This window comes from Paraburkholderia sp. FT54 (assembly GCF_031585635.1).
GTDB lineage: Bacteria > Pseudomonadota > Gammaproteobacteria > Burkholderiales > Burkholderiaceae > Paraburkholderia.
Genome location: NZ_CP134195.1, coordinates 4,147,833 through 4,165,051 on the forward strand (window position 1 = coordinate 4,147,833; position 17,219 = coordinate 4,165,051).

The 17,219-nt window shown below is 63.9% G+C and carries 16 protein-coding genes; 13 read left to right on the forward strand and 3 right to left on the reverse strand.

Annotation, left to right across the window (positions count from 1 at the left end):
- Positions 1 to 11: 11 nt before the first annotated feature.
- Positions 12 to 1,634 (reverse strand): chromosomal replication initiator protein DnaA, encoded by a 1,623-nt coding sequence (dnaA, locus tag RI103_RS18975; protein WP_310813424.1) that lies wholly within the window; start codon positions 1,632 to 1,634, stop codon positions 12 to 14.
- A gap of 391 nt (positions 1,635 to 2,025) precedes the next feature.
- On the opposite strand from dnaA, the gene rpmH reads away from it, so the two are divergent.
- The 4 genes from rpmH to yidC all read left to right on the forward strand — a co-directional run bounded on the left by rpmH (position 2,026) and on the right by yidC (position 4,692).
- Positions 2,026 to 2,160: a 50S ribosomal protein L34 gene (gene rpmH, locus RI103_RS18980; protein WP_004198824.1), complete on the forward strand. Its 135-nt coding sequence runs from the start codon at positions 2,026 to 2,028 to the stop codon at positions 2,158 to 2,160.
- 23 nt (positions 2,161 to 2,183) lie between these two features.
- On the forward strand, positions 2,184 to 2,657 hold the full coding sequence (locus tag RI103_RS18985) for a ribonuclease P protein component (RefSeq protein WP_310813425.1): 474 nt from the start codon (positions 2,184 to 2,186) through the stop codon (positions 2,655 to 2,657).
- A gap of 115 nt (positions 2,658 to 2,772) precedes the next feature.
- Positions 2,773 to 3,003, forward strand: coding sequence for a membrane protein insertion efficiency factor YidD (yidD, locus tag RI103_RS18990; RefSeq protein ID WP_007180115.1), 231 nt, complete (start codon positions 2,773 to 2,775; stop codon positions 3,001 to 3,003).
- Positions 3,004 to 3,033: 30 nt separating this feature from the next.
- The gene (gene yidC / locus RI103_RS18995) at positions 3,034 to 4,692 is read left to right on the forward strand and encodes a membrane protein insertase YidC (RefSeq protein ID WP_310813426.1); all 1,659 of its coding nucleotides are present in this window, start codon (positions 3,034 to 3,036) and stop codon (positions 4,690 to 4,692) included.
- 156 nt (positions 4,693 to 4,848) lie between these two features.
- Here the strand turns inward: yidC and RI103_RS19000 are convergent, their stop codons facing one another.
- Positions 4,849 to 5,256 (reverse strand): transcriptional regulator, encoded by a 408-nt coding sequence (locus RI103_RS19000; protein WP_012434886.1) that lies wholly within the window; start codon positions 5,254 to 5,256, stop codon positions 4,849 to 4,851.
- Positions 5,257 to 5,625: 369 nt separating this feature from the next.
- On the opposite strand from RI103_RS19000, the gene mnmE reads away from it, so the two are divergent.
- From mnmE to RI103_RS19015, 3 genes are all read left to right on the forward strand, one after another.
- Complete coding sequence (gene mnmE, locus RI103_RS19005) at positions 5,626 to 7,020, forward strand: tRNA uridine-5-carboxymethylaminomethyl(34) synthesis GTPase MnmE (protein WP_310813427.1); 1,395 nt, start codon at positions 5,626 to 5,628, stop codon at positions 7,018 to 7,020.
- A 174-nt stretch (positions 7,021 to 7,194) separates the two neighbouring features.
- The gene (locus RI103_RS19010; protein ID WP_310813428.1) at positions 7,195 to 8,409 is read left to right on the forward strand and encodes an integrase arm-type DNA-binding domain-containing protein; all 1,215 of its coding nucleotides are present in this window, start codon (positions 7,195 to 7,197) and stop codon (positions 8,407 to 8,409) included.
- Positions 8,410 to 8,644: 235 nt separating this feature from the next.
- On the forward strand, positions 8,645 to 8,806 hold the full coding sequence (locus RI103_RS19015) for a hypothetical protein (RefSeq protein ID WP_012434883.1): 162 nt from the start codon (positions 8,645 to 8,647) through the stop codon (positions 8,804 to 8,806).
- Between the two features lie 84 nt (positions 8,807 to 8,890).
- On the opposite strand, the gene RI103_RS19020 is transcribed toward RI103_RS19015, so the two are convergent.
- On the reverse strand, positions 8,891 to 9,217 hold the full coding sequence (locus tag RI103_RS19020; RefSeq protein WP_310813429.1) for an ecotin precursor: 327 nt from the start codon (positions 9,215 to 9,217) through the stop codon (positions 8,891 to 8,893).
- Positions 9,218 to 9,567: 350 nt separating this feature from the next.
- Here RI103_RS19020 and RI103_RS19025 point away from each other — a divergent pair, with 350 nt between their 5' ends.
- The 6 genes from RI103_RS19025 (at position 9,568) to RI103_RS19050 (ending at position 17,208) form a co-directional block, all read left to right on the forward strand.
- A complete protein-coding gene (locus tag RI103_RS19025; RefSeq protein ID WP_310815281.1) occupies positions 9,568 to 11,133 on the forward strand; it encodes a methyl-accepting chemotaxis protein in 1,566 nt (521 codons plus the stop codon).
- A gap of 64 nt (positions 11,134 to 11,197) precedes the next feature.
- Entirely contained in the window at positions 11,198 to 11,662 is a 465-nt protein-coding gene (locus tag RI103_RS19030; protein WP_310813430.1) for a chemotaxis protein CheW, read from the forward strand.
- Positions 11,659 to 13,104, forward strand: coding sequence for a CheR family methyltransferase (locus RI103_RS19035; RefSeq protein WP_310813431.1), 1,446 nt, complete (start codon positions 11,659 to 11,661; stop codon positions 13,102 to 13,104). Before RI103_RS19030 ends, RI103_RS19035 begins: the two co-directional genes overlap by 4 nt.
- Entirely contained in the window at positions 13,097 to 13,777 is a 681-nt protein-coding gene (locus RI103_RS19040) for a chemotaxis protein CheW (RefSeq protein WP_310813432.1), read from the forward strand. The genes RI103_RS19035 and RI103_RS19040 overlap by 8 nt, the downstream gene beginning before the upstream one ends.
- The gene (locus RI103_RS19045; RefSeq protein WP_310813433.1) at positions 13,774 to 16,176 is read left to right on the forward strand and encodes a hybrid sensor histidine kinase/response regulator; all 2,403 of its coding nucleotides are present in this window, start codon (positions 13,774 to 13,776) and stop codon (positions 16,174 to 16,176) included. The genes RI103_RS19040 and RI103_RS19045 overlap by 4 nt, the downstream gene beginning before the upstream one ends.
- 15 nt (positions 16,177 to 16,191) lie before the next feature.
- Positions 16,192 to 17,208 (forward strand): chemotaxis response regulator protein-glutamate methylesterase, encoded by a 1,017-nt coding sequence (locus RI103_RS19050; protein WP_310813434.1) that lies wholly within the window; start codon positions 16,192 to 16,194, stop codon positions 17,206 to 17,208.
- Positions 17,209 to 17,219 lie beyond the last annotated feature (11 nt).

Here is a 17,219-nt window from a genome sequence, read left to right on the forward strand (position 1 = left end):
AGACAGACCGCTCAGCCCTTCAGCGTCTGCTCCAGAACGTGCAGTTCGTGATTCAGTTGCGCGTCCTTGCTGCGCTCATCGGCGATTTTGCGCACCGCGTGCAGCACCGTGGTGTGGTCGCGCCCGCCGAACAGCTCGCCGATTTCCGGCAAACTCTTCTGGGTCAGCTCTTTCGCCAGATACATGGCGATCTGCCGCGGCCGCGCGATGTTCGCGGGACGCTTCTTCGAATACATGTCCGCGACCTTGATGCTGTAGAAATCCGCAACAGTCTTCTGGATGTTTTCCACCGAAATCTGCCGGTTCTGCACCGTCAGCAGGTCTTTCAGCGCTTCCTTGGTCAGCTCGATGGTGATTTCGCGGCCGTGGAACTTCGAATACGCGAGGATCTTGCGCAGCGCGCCTTCGAGCTCACGCACGTTCGAACGCAAGTGTTTCGCGACGAAGAACGCGACGTCCTCATTCAGGCTCACGAACTCGGATTGCGCCTTGCGCATCAGAATCGCGACGCGCATTTCCAGCTCGGGCGGCTCGATCGCCACGGTCAGGCCGGAGTCGAAGCGCGAGATCAGGCGGTCGTCGATACCCGAAATTTCCTTCGGATACGTGTCGCTGGTGATGATCACCTGCGCCTTGTTGGCAACCAGCGCCTCGAACGCGTAGAAGAATTCCTCTTGTGTGCGCGATTTGCCCGAGAAGAATTGAATATCGTCGATCAGCAGCAGATCGAGCGAGTGGTAGTAGCGCTTGAAGTCGTCGAACGCCTTGCGCTGGTAGGCCTTCACCACGTCGGACACATATTGTTCCGCGTGGATGTAGCGAATCCGCGCGCCGGCCTTGTCCATCAAGAGCTGGTTGCCGATGGCGTGGATCAGGTGAGTCTTGCCCAGACCCACGCCGCCATACAGAAACAACGGGTTGTACGAGATGCCGGGATTGTCCGCGACCTGAATCGCAGCGGCGCGCGCCAGCTGATTGGCCTTACCGGTCACGAAATTGTCGAAGGTCAGAACCGGGTTCAGCTTGGAACGCTCGTACATCGAGTCGTTTTCGCCGCTGTTCGCGTTCGAACCCGCGCTTTGCCCCGGACGCCACGTGCGGCGGGCAGCCGCGGCTTCGTTCGCGTCGAGGCTGGGGAGATCGAGATCGGCGGAGTCCTCCGCTGCGGCACGTGCGTTCGCGTTTTGTTCAGCTGCCGCGCGGGCATTCGCGTTGAGGTTGGCCATCGCGCTGTTTGCGCCGTTCGTGCGCGCGGCCTGCGCCGCTTGCACTGCGCCGACGGCTGCGTCCACGGCAGCGCCATTGCCGGCGCTACCGCCCATCGAATGAGGCGCGGAAGCCGGGCGCGATGGCGCCGGTGCGGCTGCCGCAGGGGCGCGCATGCCCGCTTTCGGATCCAGCACGAATTGGACATCGACCGGGGCATGCCAGAAATCGCGAGCCATATCCGCGATACGGCCGGAGAACTGGCTCTTGACCCAGTCGAGCTTGAAACGGTTCGGCGCAGCGATGCTAAGCGTGTTCGCAGCGGCGTCGAAGGCGACCGGGGCCAACGGTTTGATCCACGTCACGTACTGCTGGGGCGTCAGCTCACGCTCCAGCAATGCGGAACAGTGTTGCCAGAAATCGTTCATCGAGTTGCTGTCGTTATGGTGTGCACGGCGGTCGCCGCTGCCCCTGTCGCGCGCACGCAACAAGGCCCTGAGCAGCCAGGCGCAATGGCTCCAGGCGCTTTTGCCACAAGGGTTTGCGGCGCAAGCGAGCCGGAGCGGCGTGCAGGATTCTTGGGAAGTAAGGCGAGATTCTAACGCCAAAACGGACCCGCAAGGGAGTTATCCACAGGGACCGATCACGAGGCTTGCTCCTCATGGAGCCCGGCCGAACCAGGCTAAACTATTGACGGTCAACGAAAAACCGGTTTAAATAGCGGGTTCCGCGAAAACCAATTCTGTAAACGCCCGGCCATTGCCGCTTCAGCGATGATCGTGCGGTTAATTTTCGATCAGTCGATCAAGTGAGAGCAACATGAAACGTACTTACCAACCTTCCGTTACCCGTCGCAAGCGCACCCACGGCTTCCGCGTTCGCATGAAGACCGCAGGTGGCCGCAAGGTCATCAACGCACGTCGCGCGAAGGGCCGCAAGCGCCTCGCCATCTAAGGCAGGCGTTGCACGCGACGCTTATGCCGGGTAGTGAAGCGGGAGCGGCTGAAGCGCAGCAACAGGGCTCGGTTCCGTTGCGAGCGCAAGCCGCCTTCCCCAAAGCCGCAAGGCTGCTGAAAACGGATGAATTTTCATCCGTTTTTCGTTTGCGCCCGTGGCGCCGCACCGCGCACTTCGTGGTGTACGGCCGGCCCACCGGCAACGAAGCTCGCTTAGGCCTCGTGATCGGCAAGAAGTATGCGCCGCGCGCGGCCACGCGTAATCTGGTACGTCGAATCGCGCGTGAAGCCTTCCGGCTGCGTCGCGCGGAATTCGGCGGTTGGGATGTGCTGCTGCGTTTGCACACGCGCTTCGACAAGAAATCTTTGCCGAGCGCCTCGTCGCCGCCGTTGAGGGCGCTGTGCCGCAGCGAAATCGAGGCGCTGCTCGACAAGGCAGCGCGCGAGGTGACCCGTCGCGAGGCGCCGCCCGCGGAAGCGCCCAAGACGGAATGACGCTCAAGTGACCGCCCGCTTTGCAGTTCAGGCAGCCGAAGCAGCTTTGGCAGCCGTGCTGCGCGGGCGTCGCCCGGTACTCCACGTTGCGCGGCGCTGTCCGGCCGCAACAGCCATGCAAACGGTACTCATCGCTTTATTGCGTTTTTACAAGGTTGCCGTGAGCCCAATGCTCGGCAACCGGTGCCGTTTTTACCCTTCCTGCTCTGATTACGCGCGCGAAGCAATCCAGTATCATGGCGCCGCGCGCGGGACTTATCTCGCCGCCAGGCGTATTTGCCGTTGCCACCCGTTTTCCGCGGGCGGCATCGATCTCGTCCCGCCTCCCACTTCTGAAAAGCGCTGACGCGCCGTTCCATCGACACTGAGACAAGGCATGGATATCAAACGCACCGTCCTATGGGTCATCTTTTTCATGTCAGCGGTCATGCTGTTCGACAACTGGCAACGCGACCACGGACGCCCGTCGATGTTCTTCCCGAGCGCCACGCCGACCAAGACGGTCGGTAGCGCCGCACCGGGAACCACGACGCCGGGAACCCAGCCCGCCGATCTGCCGGCAACGAACGCAGCCGCACCGGGCAACGCGCCGGCGGCCACGCAATCGCAACTGATCAAGTTCAACACCGACGTCTATAGCGGCGAAATCGACACTCGCGGCGGCACGCTGTCGAAGCTGTCGCTCGTCAAGCAAGGCGACGGCAAGCAACCCGATCTCGTCATCACGCTGTTCGACCGCACCGCGAACCACACGTATCTGGCGCGCACGGGCCTGCTCGGCGGCGATTTCCCGAATCACAACGACATCTACACGCCGCTGCCGAATCAGCCGCACGATCTGACAGGCGACGCCAAGTCGTTCCAGCTCAGCTTCGAGTCGCCGGTGAAGGGTGGCGTGAAGGTCATCAAGACCTACACGTTCACGCGTGGCAGCTATGTGATCGGCGTCGACACGAAGATTCAGAACGTCGGCACCACGCCGGTGAGCCCGTCGGTCTATATGGAACTGGTGCGTGACGACCAGCCAGTGGAAACGCCGCGCTTCTCGCACACGTTTATCGGACCGGCTGTCTACACCGACCAGCATCACTTCCAGAAGATGACGTTCGGCGACATCGACAAGAACAAGCAGGATTACGCGACCTCGGCCGACAACGGCTGGATCGCGATGGTCCAGCATTACTTCGCGTCGGCCTGGATTCCGCAGCAGGGTGTGAAGCGCGACATCTACGTCGAGAAGGTCGATCCGACGCTGTATCGCGTCGGCGTGAAGGAGCCGGTGCCGACCATCGCCCCGGGCCAAACCGTCGACGTCTCCGCGCGCCTGTTCGCCGGTCCGGAAGAAGAGCGCATGCTCGAAGGCATCGCGCCGGGTCTGGAACTGGTGAAGGACTACGGCTGGGTGACGATCATCGCGAAACCGCTGTTCTGGCTGCTCGAGAAAATCCACAGCTATGTGGGCAACTGGGGCTGGTCGATCGTGCTGCTCACGCTGCTGATCAAGGCGGTGTTCTTCCCGCTGTCGGCTGCGAGCTACAAGTCGATGGCGCGCATGAAGGCGATCACGCCGCGCATGCAGGCGCTGCGCGAACGCTTCAAGGGCGATCCGCAGAAGATGAACTCGGCGCTGATGGAGCTGTACAAGACGGAGAAGGTCAATCCGTTCGGCGGCTGTCTGCCGGTCGTGATTCAAATTCCGGTGTTCATCTCGCTGTACTGGGTGCTGCTGTCATCGGTGGAAATGCGCGGTGCGCCGTGGATTTTGTGGATTCACGATCTGTCGCAGCAGGATCCGTTCTTCATCCTGCCGGTGCTGATGGCCGTCTCGATGTTCCTGCAGACCAAGCTGAACCCGACGCCGCCGGACCCGGTTCAAGCCAAGATGATGATGTTCATGCCAATCGCATTCTCGGTCATGTTCTTCTTCTTCCCGGCCGGCCTGGTGCTGTACTACGTCGTGAACAACGTGCTGTCGATCGCCCAGCAGTACTACATCACGCGAATGATGGGTCAGACGAAAGCCAAAGCGGCTTGACGATGTTTTGCCGGAGGTGGGCGGCAACGCCCACCGCTATCAGGCTTTGAAGCAAGCCACCGCTGGCTGATGCAACAGCGTCAAAAAAAGCCGCCCGGCGCAAAACCGGGCGGCTTTTTTCATGGTCGCGGCTGAACGCATCGTACGATGCCGCGATTACTCTTCTTCTGCGTCTTCGCCGTAAAAGCGCACGATCATCTCTTCGACCAGAAAACGGTCTTTCGGCGTGAGCGACTCGATCTTCGAAGCGAGTTCGATCGTTTCCGCCGACGGCGGATACTTCTCGCCACGCGCCAGCGGCCTCGCGTTCACGCCCGGCGACGGTCCGTAGTGCAGCCAATGCTCCTTGACGTTCAACCATTCGGCTAGCGTACGCAACTTATCGGGCTTGGGAATCGTCGTACCGGATAACCACTTGTGAGCGGTTTGCGGCGTGACCTCGCGCTCGCCTCGGTAGCGAAGATTAAACTGCTCGGCGAGCTTGGTCCCGCCGCGAATCTTCAGCGGCTCCAGCAGGTCCTTCAGCCGTTTGGCGAAGGCGGCTTTTTCTTTATTGGTCGGCATGAGCCGGATTGTGCAATTCAACATCCCACCAGTTGACAACCGATCAAGTTTAGTTTGAGCGTATTTGAGATAGTTTTAGCTTGCTGGCCGCGCCGGGCAAAGCGTCTCCAGAATTTGTATCTTTTTGGTGTTTTTCCTTGTTTGATGCGCTTGTCCAAGATTTCACCGTCCTACAGCGTCCTATTTATTCCGAAGAAACGCAGTAGCAATCCTAGCTTGTTTAAGATAAATCCCGACTGCTTGAATAAGGCGGTTTGCGCCATCAACGAGAGCCTCGCGACACGGTCGCCGGATGCGCCCGCGTTACAATGCCTCGCGCCGCGCTGACCGGTGCCAGCCCGCCCTCCTCTCTGTCTTGCCACGCTTTTTATGCTCACCACCGACTCCGATCCCATCGTCGCCATTGCCACAGCGCCCGGCCGGGGAGGAATCGGCGTCGTGCGGATTTCGTTCGGCCGCGCGGGAGAGGCGGCCGCCCAGCCGCTGATGCAGGCGCTCACTGGCCAGACACTCGCGCCGCGTCACGCCAGTTACGTGCCGTTCCTCGACGACAGCGGCAATGCGCTCGATCGCGGCATCGCGCTCTACTTTCCGGCGCCGCATTCCTACACCGGCGAACACGTGCTCGAATTGCAGGGCCACGGCGGTCCGGTTGTGCTGCAACTCGCGCTGCAGCGTTGCATCGATGCCGGCCGCGCGTTCGGTCTGCGCCTGGCCGAACCGGGCGAATTCACGCGCCGCGCCTTCCTCAACGACAAGCTGGATCTGGCGCAAGCCGAAGCCGTCGCCGATCTGATCGAAGCCAGCACCGAAGCCGCCGCGCGCTCGGCGGGCCGCTCGCTCGACGGCGCGTTCTCGCGCGACATTCACGCGCTGGTCGAAGACGTGATCACACTGCGCATGCTGGTCGAAGCGACGCTCGACTTCCCCGAAGAGGAGATCGACTTCCTCGAAGCCGCCGACGCACGTGGCAAGCTCGCGCGCATCCGCGAGCGTCTCGCGGACGTGCTGAGCGAAGCGCGGCAAGGTGCGTTGCTGCGCGAAGGACTCTCGGTCGTGCTGGCCGGGCAGCCGAATGTCGGCAAATCGTCGCTGCTGAACGCGCTGGCCGGCGCGGAGTTGGCCATCGTCACGCCGATCGCCGGCACGACCCGCGACAAGGTCGCGCAGACGATTCAGATCGAAGGCATTCCGCTGCACGTGATCGACACAGCCGGCCTGCGCGATACCGAGGACGAAGTGGAAAAGATCGGCATTGCGCGCACGTGGAGCGAAATCGAGCGCGCGGACGTGGTGCTGCATCTGCTCGATGCGCGCACCGGCATGACGGCCGAAGACGAAGCGATCGCCGGACGCTTTCCGGGCGGTGTGCCCGTGGTGCGCGTGTTGAACAAGACGGACCTGACCGGCCTCGCGCCGGCGTCGCAAGCGCTCGATGCCGACCTCGATCTGAGTGAAGTGCGGCTGTCGGCGAAACAGGGCGACGGCGTCGCGCTGTTGCGCGATGAGTTGCTGCGGATCGCCGGCTGGCAAGCGGGCGCGGAAACCGTGTACCTTGCGCGCGAGCGGCATTTGATTGCACTGCGCGCCGCGAACGAGCATCTGGCGAGCGCAGCGGCACACGCCGATCAGAACTCGCAGGCGCTCGATTTGTTTGCGGAGGAACTGCGGCTTGCGCAAGATCAGCTGAATTCGATCACTGGTGAATTCAGTTCGGATGATCTGCTCGGAGTGATTTTCAGCAGGTTCTGTATCGGGAAGTGAGCGAGGATTGGGATTTTCACCAGAGAGCCCGTGCTGCAAGGATCGCCGCGTGATCCACCGCATCGGTCCACGCACAAAAAATCCTGCGTGGCTCACCCAAAAGCCGCCAAATCTTTGGTACACAGACGATATAAGGTTTAAAATCGCCGCTGTCCGTGCATCAACGATCCGCGCATGCCCCGCTTAGCCGTCCCGCTCACCGAAGCCCAGATCCGCGCGCTCGAACCGCGCGCCACCCGTTATTGCGTCGCCGACGGCAACGGCCTCGTCATCGAAGTCATGACGACCGGCACCAAGGTCTGGCGCTTCCGCTATTCACTGAACGGCAAGCGCCAACCGCTCGCCACGATCGGCGACTACCGGATGATCTCGCTGCGCGTCGCGCGGGCCAAGGCGCAGAAATATGCGGAGATGGTCGCGCAAGGCATCTCGCCGGTTGCCACTGCGCGGCGCGACCGTGGCGCTGAAAGCAAAGCCGATGTCCTGCGCGAAGCCGCCGAGCTATATCTCGCAACGGAAATGGCCGGCAAGTCAGAGGAATATCGCCGCACCACGCGGCGAGCGCTCGACAAGGACGTCCTGCCTGCCATCGGCAACATGCCGATCAAGGCCGTCACCGCCGACGACATCGTTGCGATATGCGACAGAATCAAAAGCCGCGGTTCGCCGAAAATGGCGCTGCACACGCGCAATGTGGTCAAGCGCCTCTACGAGTATCTGATCGCCCGACAACTCGCAGCCGACAACCCGGCCGAGGTCGTTCCGGCGCGCTCCATCGCCACCTTCGACAGCCGCACCCGCGTGCTCTCGGGCGACGAGATCGGCGCCATGTTTCGTTCGATCGACGCGTCGAGCATTCGCCGGCCTCTGAAGCTGGCGCTGCATCTGCTAGTGCTGACGATGGTGCGGAAATCGGACCTGGTCGAATCGACGTGGGCCGAATTCGATCTGGACAAAGCGTTGTGGACGATACCTGCTGCACGTCTGAAAAGAGACCGCGATCAGCGCGTGCCGCTTTCGCAGCAGGCCGTCTCGATGCTGCGCGAGCTTTATCACGCCAAAGCCAGCCGAAACTTCGTATTCCCGAGCGTTAGGGGCGACGATAGGCCGATCGCCAAAAGTACGCTGAATCAGGCGGTCAAGGCACTCGGTCTCGACGTGGAGCATTTCGTCCTGCATGACTTCCGGCGCACGGCAACGGCGCACCTGCGCGAGATGACGCGGCCTTCGGACGAATTCGACCGGAACGCTGCGGATATGCTCGAGCGCATCAAACAAGGTGCGAGCGCGGAACATGCTGCGGCACAGCGTCGGGTCATGCAGCAATGGGCGGATTTCGTGGACGCGCAGATCGAAGGCGCTCGAAAGGCATCGACCAGCAAGCCCTGAGCGGGCTGCGTCGCGTGCCCTAGCCCGTGAACCAAAAGATTCTGACGGTACACAAAACCCATCACCCATAGACCAACTGGTTGTTTAAAAGCAGAAATTCAATTTCTCACTAGGTTTCAAAAGCGAGGAATAAGATGCAGCGGAACTGCGCACCACAATCGCATCACACGAACCTTTTCTCTCGCGTTTCATCGCCTAAACTGAAGGATGGACGCAACTCGATACGGAGGCTCCCATGTCTGAATCGTTGATCGCTTATTTGCTGGGGCCTGCTGTCATGCTGCTGGTCGGCGTTGCTATCTGGGCCGCGTCCCACTACCACCAGAAGACAAAGCCGCAAAGACTCGAACGCTGGCTCGACACGCACTATGCGGAGTGGCTGCATCACAGGCACTGAGCGGTGGATGGAAATGAAAAGGCCGTCGCGTAACACGACGGCCTTTTTCTCTGTGGCGCGCGCAACAACGTGCGCGCTCCACGATCACCAACCCGGCTGGGGCTGCGGATATCCGTATTGCGCCTGCGGCGGCGGTGCGCCGCACGCCACATACGCACGCTGGTATTGGTCATAGCAGTATCCCGGCGGCGCTTGCGCATAGACCGGCGCAGGCTCATACGCGGGCTGCGCATACACCGGCTGCTGGTAAGCTACCACCGGCGCTGGATTCAGCGCGGAGGTCACCACCGCCCCGAGCACGGCGCCGCCGATCAGCGCGCCGACGACATCGCCGCCATTACCGTGCGCCGACGCTTGGCCGGCCACGCTCAGACTTCCCACCATCATTAACGCCACTGCGATCTTTTTCATGTTTGACTCCCGCCGTTCAGGCATGGAACGGATTGTGGCTGGCGCGCGCAGAAATAGATGCTGCAAGTGGTAACGGGACATTACTCGTGTAACGCGCACGTCGGCGCCCTCACGCGAACAGTCCTTCACCCTCTCAACTCATGCATTCCCCCGATCAATGTAAAATTCGCGGACATAAACCTGCCGGATCAATCCGACAACCCGCCAGGTTCTCTGGCCCGTCGATCGCAGGATCGGATCACGTCGACAACACGGGTCGAGACAAAGCGAAAAAAGTAAGGGGCTTGCGCGTGAAACAATGGACCATCCGGCAACGGATTCTGTGCAGCTTCGGGATCGTCCTGATCGTGATGCTGGCAATGGCAATCGTCACTTTCGAGCAGCTTGGCGCAATCGACCACGATGCAAAGAGCCAGCAACAGGATTCGATGCCCGGCCTCTACTACGCCACCGCGATGCGTGCGGCCTGGTTCGAGAACTACAGCGTCACGCAGCGCCTCATCTATATCGACGCGGATCCTGAATCCGTCAAGCGCGACACCGCGCGTTTGCAGGAAACCCAGCAAACGCTTCAGAAGCTCATCAACGACTACGGCGTGACCATCTTCCGTGACGTCGATCGTGAACTCTTCAACGATTTCCGCCAGCAGCAGACGCAGTACCTGCCGATCCAGGCATCCGCGCTGGAGGCATTGCCGTCTTCGAAGGACAACGCCCAGCGCATCTTCAACACGCAACTCACGCCGCTCTGGGAAACCGGCCGGCTCTCCGTGCGCAAGCTGGTCGAAGACAACAAGAGCTACGCCGACCAGTCCGCAGAAAGCATCCGCCGCTCGGTCGAGACGACCCGCATCGTGCTGCTCGTAATGCTGCTGATCGCCGCCGCCGTCGCCGTGCTGGCCGGTTACTGGCTGCTGCGTGCCGTTACCACGCCGATGGCCAAGGTGCTGCAAGTCGTCGACGTGATGCGCACGGGCGACCTGACACAACGCCTGCAGCTGAACCGCGCGGACGAAATCGGCGCGCTCGAAGCGGGCTTCAACCGCATGACCGACGAACTCACCGCGCTGGTCGGCCAGGCGCAGAAATCGGCGGTGCAGGTGACGACATCGGTGACGGAAATCGCCGCGACCTCGCGCGAACAGCAAGCCACCGCGAACGAAACCGCCGCCACCACCACCGAGATCGGCGCCACGTCGCGTGAAATCTTCGCCACCTCGCGCGACCTGCTGCGCACCATGAACGAAGTCTCGGAAGTGGCCGGCCAGTCGGCGGCGCTCGCGGGCACTGGCCACGCGGGTCTCGCGCGCATGGAAGAAACCATGCGTCTCGTGATGGAAGCCGCCGGCTCGGTCAACGCGAAGCTCGCGATCCTCAACGAGAAGGCCAGCAACATCAACCAGGTCGTCGCCACGATTACCAAGGTCGCGGACCAGACCAACCTGCTCTCGCTGAACGCGGCGATTGAAGCGGAAAAGGCCGGCGAATACGGCCGCGGCTTCGCGGTCGTGGCAACGGAGATCCGCCGCCTCGCCGATCAGACCGCCGTGGCGACTTACGACATCGAACAGATGGTCAAGGAGATCCAGTCAGCGGTGGCCGCCGGTGTGATGGGCATGGACAAGTTCTCCGAAGAAGTGCGGCGCGGCATGCTCGACGTGCAGAACGTCGGCGGCCATCTCACGCAGATCATCCAGCAGGTGCAGCAACTCGCGCCGCGCTTCTCGATGGTCAACGAAGGCATGCAGACGCAGGCCACCGGCGCCGAGCAGATCACCCAGGCGCTGACGCAACTCTCGGAGGCCGCGCAGCAGACGGCGGAGTCGCTGCGCCAGTCGACCCAGGCGATCGACGATCTGACGCACGTCGCCAACAGTCTGCGCACCGGCGTGTCGCGCTTCAAGGTGACGGCCTGATGCGCCACGGCGCGCCGAGCGAAGCCGACACCCGCACGCCCTTCCACCGCCCACGCACACGCCGATGCTCTTCATCCTCTTCACGCTCGATAGCGAACGGTACGTGATCGACGCGACGCAGGTAGAGCGTCTGATGCCGCTCACGCCGCAGTCACCGCTGAAGACCATTCCGGGCGCGCCCTCGTGGGTGGCGGGCGTGCTCGATCACGAAGGCGCGCCGCTGCCGCTGATCGATCTGCCTGCACTCGCGCTCGCCCGTCCCGCCGCGCAACTGATGTCGACGCGCATCGTGCTGGTGCGCTATCCGCACGCGGGCACGACGCGATTGCTCGCGCTGTTGGTCGAAGGCGCGACGCGCACCATTCGCCTGGACGTGGCGGCGTTTCACGATCCCGGCCTCGACACGCCGCACGCGCGTTATCTCGGCCCGGTCGCGAGCGAAGCGGGCGGTCTGGTGCAGTGGATCCGCGTCGAGCATCTGCTGCCCGACGACGTCAAAGCGCTCCTCTTTCCCGAGGCGCACGCATGAACGCGCACCACGACAACGCGCCGCTCTATCGGCGCTTCGCCGAGCTGTTGCAGCGGACCATCGGGCTCGATGCGGCATCGCTCGGTCATAGCGCGATCGAGCGCGCCGTCGATCAGCGCGCCGCCGCGTGGTGCGCGGACGGTCGCGCCGAGGCCATGCTCAACGACTATTGGGAAGCCGCGCAAAGTTCGCCTTCGATGGTGCAGGCGCTGATCGAAACGGTCATCGTGCCGGAGACCTGGTTCTATCGCGACGCCGACGCGTTCAAAGCGCTCGCACGTCTCGCGCATGAGCGCCTCGCCGAGCGTGGCAGCGCGCTGCCGCTGCGCATCCTGAGCCTGCCTTGCTCGACCGGCGAAGAACCCTACACGATCGCGATGACACTGCTCGACGCAGGCATCGACGCCGCCCAGTTGCGCATCGACGCAATGGATATCAGCGAGCGCTCGCTCGCCATCGCGCAGCGCGCCGTCTACGGACGCAATTCGTTTCGCGGCAATGCGTTTCAGTTTCGCGACGCGCACTTCACGCGCACCGATGACGGTTGGCGTCTCGCGCCGCGCATTGTCGAAGCGGTGCGTTTCTCGCGCGCCAATCTGATGCAGCTCGACGCGTCGACGCTTCGCACCTACGACTTCGTGTTCTGTCGCAACGTACTGATTTATTTCCACCGCGACGCGCAACAAAAAGCCTTGCAGGCGCTCAACAGCGTGCTGGCGGAAAACGGCACGCTATTCGTCGGCCCTGCGGAAACCGGGCTGCTGATGCGCCACGGCATGCAGTCCGCGAAGATCCCGCTGGCATTCGCATTTCATCGCGCCGCAGCCGACGAGCCCCAGCTGAACGACTGCCACACCGCGCCGCTCGCCACGGCCGCGGCGCTCGCGATGACGCACTCGCAGGTGCCCGCGCTCGTGCCGTCACGAGTGTTTTCCGCGCAGCCTTTCGCGTGGCCTGATCCGGTCGCGCGCGCGCCGTTCAATGGTGCGACGCCGTTCATGCCGCGTGACGGTATCGCGCCGCCCGCACGCAAGACGTCGATGCCCGCCACGCCGCCGGCGCACAACCCGCCAGCGACGCCAATCATCGCGCCGACTAATGCGCCGACTAATGCGCCGACCCACGCGGCACGCGACACGTTGCAAGCCGCGCATGCACTGGCCGACGCCGGCCGCCTCGCGCAAGCCGCTTCAGCCATCAACGCATACCTGGAACACCACGCCCCGCACGCCGACGCCTTCTATCTGCTCGGCGTATTGGCCGATGCCAACGGTGATGCGAACCTTGCACGCGGCCAGTATCGCAAGGCGCTGTATCTCGATCCTCAGCACGCGGAAGCGCTCGCGCATCTCGCGACCTCGCTCGAACTCGAGGGCGACCGCGACGGCGCGCGCCTGTTGATGCAACGCGCGGCGCGCGCACAGGGAGCGCAACGTGGCTGACACGCGGACGGCGAGCTTCGACGATTGCTGGAATCGCATCGGCGTGCGCGGCGATTCGTCGTGCGAGCGCCTTGTCGAGTACGTGCGCTGCCTGAACTGCCCGGTGTTCGAAACGGCCGCGGCCAAACTGCTGGAACGGCCGATTCCTCGCGTCGATCTCTCGCGGCACGACCTTCGCGCGCCGGCACAGCCGCAGCATGACGTGCAAGGCGCGAGCGAATCGTTCCTCGTCTTTCGCATCGGCGACGAATGGCTTGCGCTGCCCACACCGATCTTCAAACGCATCGTGCAAACGCGGCCGATTCATACCTTGCCGCATCGGCAGCATCGCGCGGTGCTGGGCGTGGTGAATGTGCAGGGCGAGTTGCTGGTGTGCCTGTCGCTCGCGCACCTGCTCGGTTTTGAAGCCGGCGGCGCCGCACGCGACGATCTCGCGCGTCACGATCTGCCGCGTTTGCTGGTGGTCTCGCGCGCTGAGGAACACGCGGTATTTCCGGTGGATCAGGTCGACGGCGTGCACCGCATCGCGACGGCCAGCTTTTGCCCGCCGCCCGCCACGCTCTCGCAAGCGGCCGCCGCGCATACGCGCGCCGTCGCGCCGTGGCGCGGCATGAGCGTCGGCCTGCTCGACGCCGACGCGCTCTTCGACACCTTGAACCGGAGTCTCGGATGACGGACGACCCGCGCCGCCCGTCGCTGATCGATCTGTTTCGCGAAGAAGCGCGGACGCAGGCGCGCGTGCTCAACGACGGCCTGCTAGCGCTCGACCGCGCGCCGCGCGATGCCGCCGCGCTCGAAGCCTGCATGCGGGCCGCGCATTCGCTAAAGGGCGCGGCCCGCATTGTCGGCGTGCAAGTCGGTGTCGAACTCGCGCATGCCATGGAAGATTGCTTCGTCGCTGCGCAGGAAGGGCGTGCGCTGCTCGACTCGGCCTGGATCGACGAGTTGCTGCGCGGGGTGGATCTCGTCGCGCGCATCGGCAATGATGAAGACGAGTCGGCTCGCGGCGCGGTCGGCATCTATGTGGCGTCGTTGCATGCGCGCATGGCGGGCGTGGTGCCGCATGCCGCGGCAATGCGGCCAGATGCGACGCAGTTGGCTGCTGTGGCATCTGAATCCGCGCCCACTGCAGCCACGGAGCCGCTTGCGACCTCTGTCGGGTCAGGTACGGGCACAGGCATTGAAGCAGACCCAGACGCCGCATTCAACCTGCTCGCCGACGCGCTGCGCGCCGAAGCCACCCCGCCGAGCGCAGCAGACAACGCGCCCGCCGCGACGCCCGCATCGAACAGCGCACGAAGCGCAAGCAACACAACAACCGAACATGGCCGCATGCTGCGCGTGCGCGCCGACAACCTCGACCGCCTGTTGTCGCTATCCGGCGAATCGCTGGTCGAATCACGCTGGCTGAAACCCTTTGCGCAATCGATGCTGCGCGTCAAGCGCGTGCAACGCGACAGCACGCGCGCGCTGGACCAACTGCACGAAACGCTGGCCGACCTCAAGCTCGATCCGCGCGCCCAGGCCGCGCTCGAAGAAGTCCGCCGCCTCACCGCCGAATCGCAGCATCTGCTGGCCGAGCGTCTCGCCGATCTGGAGAGCTTCGACCGCCGCTCGACGCATCTGTCGCAGCAACTCTACGACGCCGCCCTGCAATGCCGCATGCGTCCGTTCGGCGACGGCACCAGCGGACTCGCGCGGATGGTGCGCGACGTCGCGCGTTCGCTCGGCAAGAAGGTGCGCTGGCAGCTGGTCGGCGAATCGACTCAAGTGGACCGCGACATTCTCGATCTGCTCGAAGCGCCGCTCGGCCACATGCTGCGCAACGCGCTCGACCACGGCATCGAAACGCCCGCCGTACGCCTCGCGCGCGGCAAGCCGGAAGAAGGCACGCTCACGCTCGACGCGCGTCACACCGCCGGCGCGCTGCTCATCACCGTTGCCGATGACGGCGCTGGCATCGACCTCGACGCCTTGCGTGCGTCGATCGTGAGCAAGAAGCTCGCGAGCGAGGCAACGGCCGCGCGTCTATCCGAAGCCGAACTGCTCGAATTCCTGTTGCTGCCGGGCTTCTCGCTACGCGATCAGGTGACCGAGGTCTCGGGCCGCGGAGTCGGACTCGACGCCGTGCACGACGTCGTCAAACGCGTGCGCGGCACGGTCCGCATCACGCATGAAGCCGGCCTCGGCACGCGCGTGCACTTGCAGTTGCCGCTGACGCTCTCGGTGATCCGCAGTCTGCTGATCGAAGTCGCGGGCGAGCCGTACGCAGTGCCGCTCGCGCATGTGAACCGCACGCTGCACGTGCGCCGCGCGGAGATCGAATTGCTCGAAGGGCATCAGCACATCGCCTTTGCCGGCCGGCGCATCGGCGTCGTCACCGCGCATCAGATTCTCGACACGGCGCCGCCCGTGGATCAAAGCGGCACCGTCAGCATGATCGTGATCGGCGACGGCCCGCAAACCTACGGCGTGGTGGTCGACCGTTTTCTCGGCGAGCGGATGCTGGTGGTGCAGCCGCTCGATCCGCGCCTCGGCAAGATTCGCAACATCACCGCCGGCGCGCTGATGGAGAACGGCGATCCGGTGCTGATCGCCGACGTGGACGACTGGCTGCGTTCCGTCGAACGGCTCGTGGCGGGCGGCGATCTCAAGCACACGCAACATGGCATGGCGCACGCGGCGCAGCGTGCCACGCGCCGCGTGCTGGTGGTCGACGATTCCCTCACCGTGCGCGAACTCGAACGCAAGCTGCTGGCCACGCGCGGTTACGACGTGACGATCGCCGTCGACGGCATGGACGGCTGGAACGCCGTGCGCGGCGAGCGCTTCGACCTTGTCATCACCGACATCGACATGCCGCGCATGGACGGCATCGAACTGGTCACGCTCATCAAGCGCGATCCGCAGTTACAGTCGCTGCCGGTGATGATCGTGTCGTACAAGGATCGTGAAGAGGATCGCCGCGCGGGGCTGAACGCAGGCGCGGACTACTATCTGGCGAAAGGCAGTTTTCATGACGAAGCACTGCTCGAAGCGGTGCGTGATCTGATCGGCGAAGCTTACGGTTGAACCACGGGTGAACGGATGAAAATCGGAATCGTCAACGACATGCCGCTCGCCGTCGAGGCGCTGCGTCGCGCGCTCGCGGCGCGCCGCGACTACGAGGTGTTGTGGGTCGCGCAGGACGGCCAGCAGGCGGTCGATTTCTGCGCCGCGCAGCGGCCCGACATCGTGCTGATGGATCTGGTGATGCCGAACGTCGACGGCATCGAGGCCACGCGGCGCATCATGGCGCGTGCGCCCTGCGCGATCCTGATCGTGACCGTCGACGTGGGTGCGAACGCGTGGCGCGTCTACGAAGCGATGGGCGCGGGCGCGCTCGACGCCGTCGATACGCCCTCGCTGAACGGTCCCGATGCGCACAGGAGCATCGCCACGCTGATCGCGAAGATCGACCGCATCGCGGCGCTCGTCAAGGAACGCAATGCGCCCGGCGCGGCAGCCGCGGCAACACCCGCATGCGCGACGAATCGCGATACGCCGCTGGTGGCGATCGGCGCATCGGCGGGCGGACCGTCCGCGCTTGCCACGCTGCTCGCCGGGCTGCCCAAGGATTTTGCTGCGGCGATCGTCATCGTGCAGCACGTCGACGCGGCGTTCGCCGCCGGCATGACGGATTGGCTGAACCAGCAATCGGCGTTGCCGGTGCGGATCGCCCGCGAAGGCGACCGCCCGCAAGCGGGCGTCGTGCTGTTCGCCGCCACCGACGATCATCTGCATCTGAAACTGCCCAACGTGCTCGGCTACACGCGCGTGCCGGAAGACACACCTTACCGCCCTTCCGTCGACGTGTTTTTTCACAGCGTGGTGGCGCGCTGGCCCGCGTGCGCCGTCGGCGTGCTGCTCACCGGCATGGGCCGCGACGGCGCGATCGGACTCAAGGCGATGCGCACCAAGGGCTATCACACGATCGCGCAGGACGAGGCGACCAGCGCTGTGTACGGCATGCCGAAAGCCGCCGCGGCGCTCGACGCCGCCGCCGCGATCCTGCCGTTGCCGCGCATCGCCGCCGCGCTCGCGACGGCGGTCAACGCGCGCTAGCCGCGCACTCG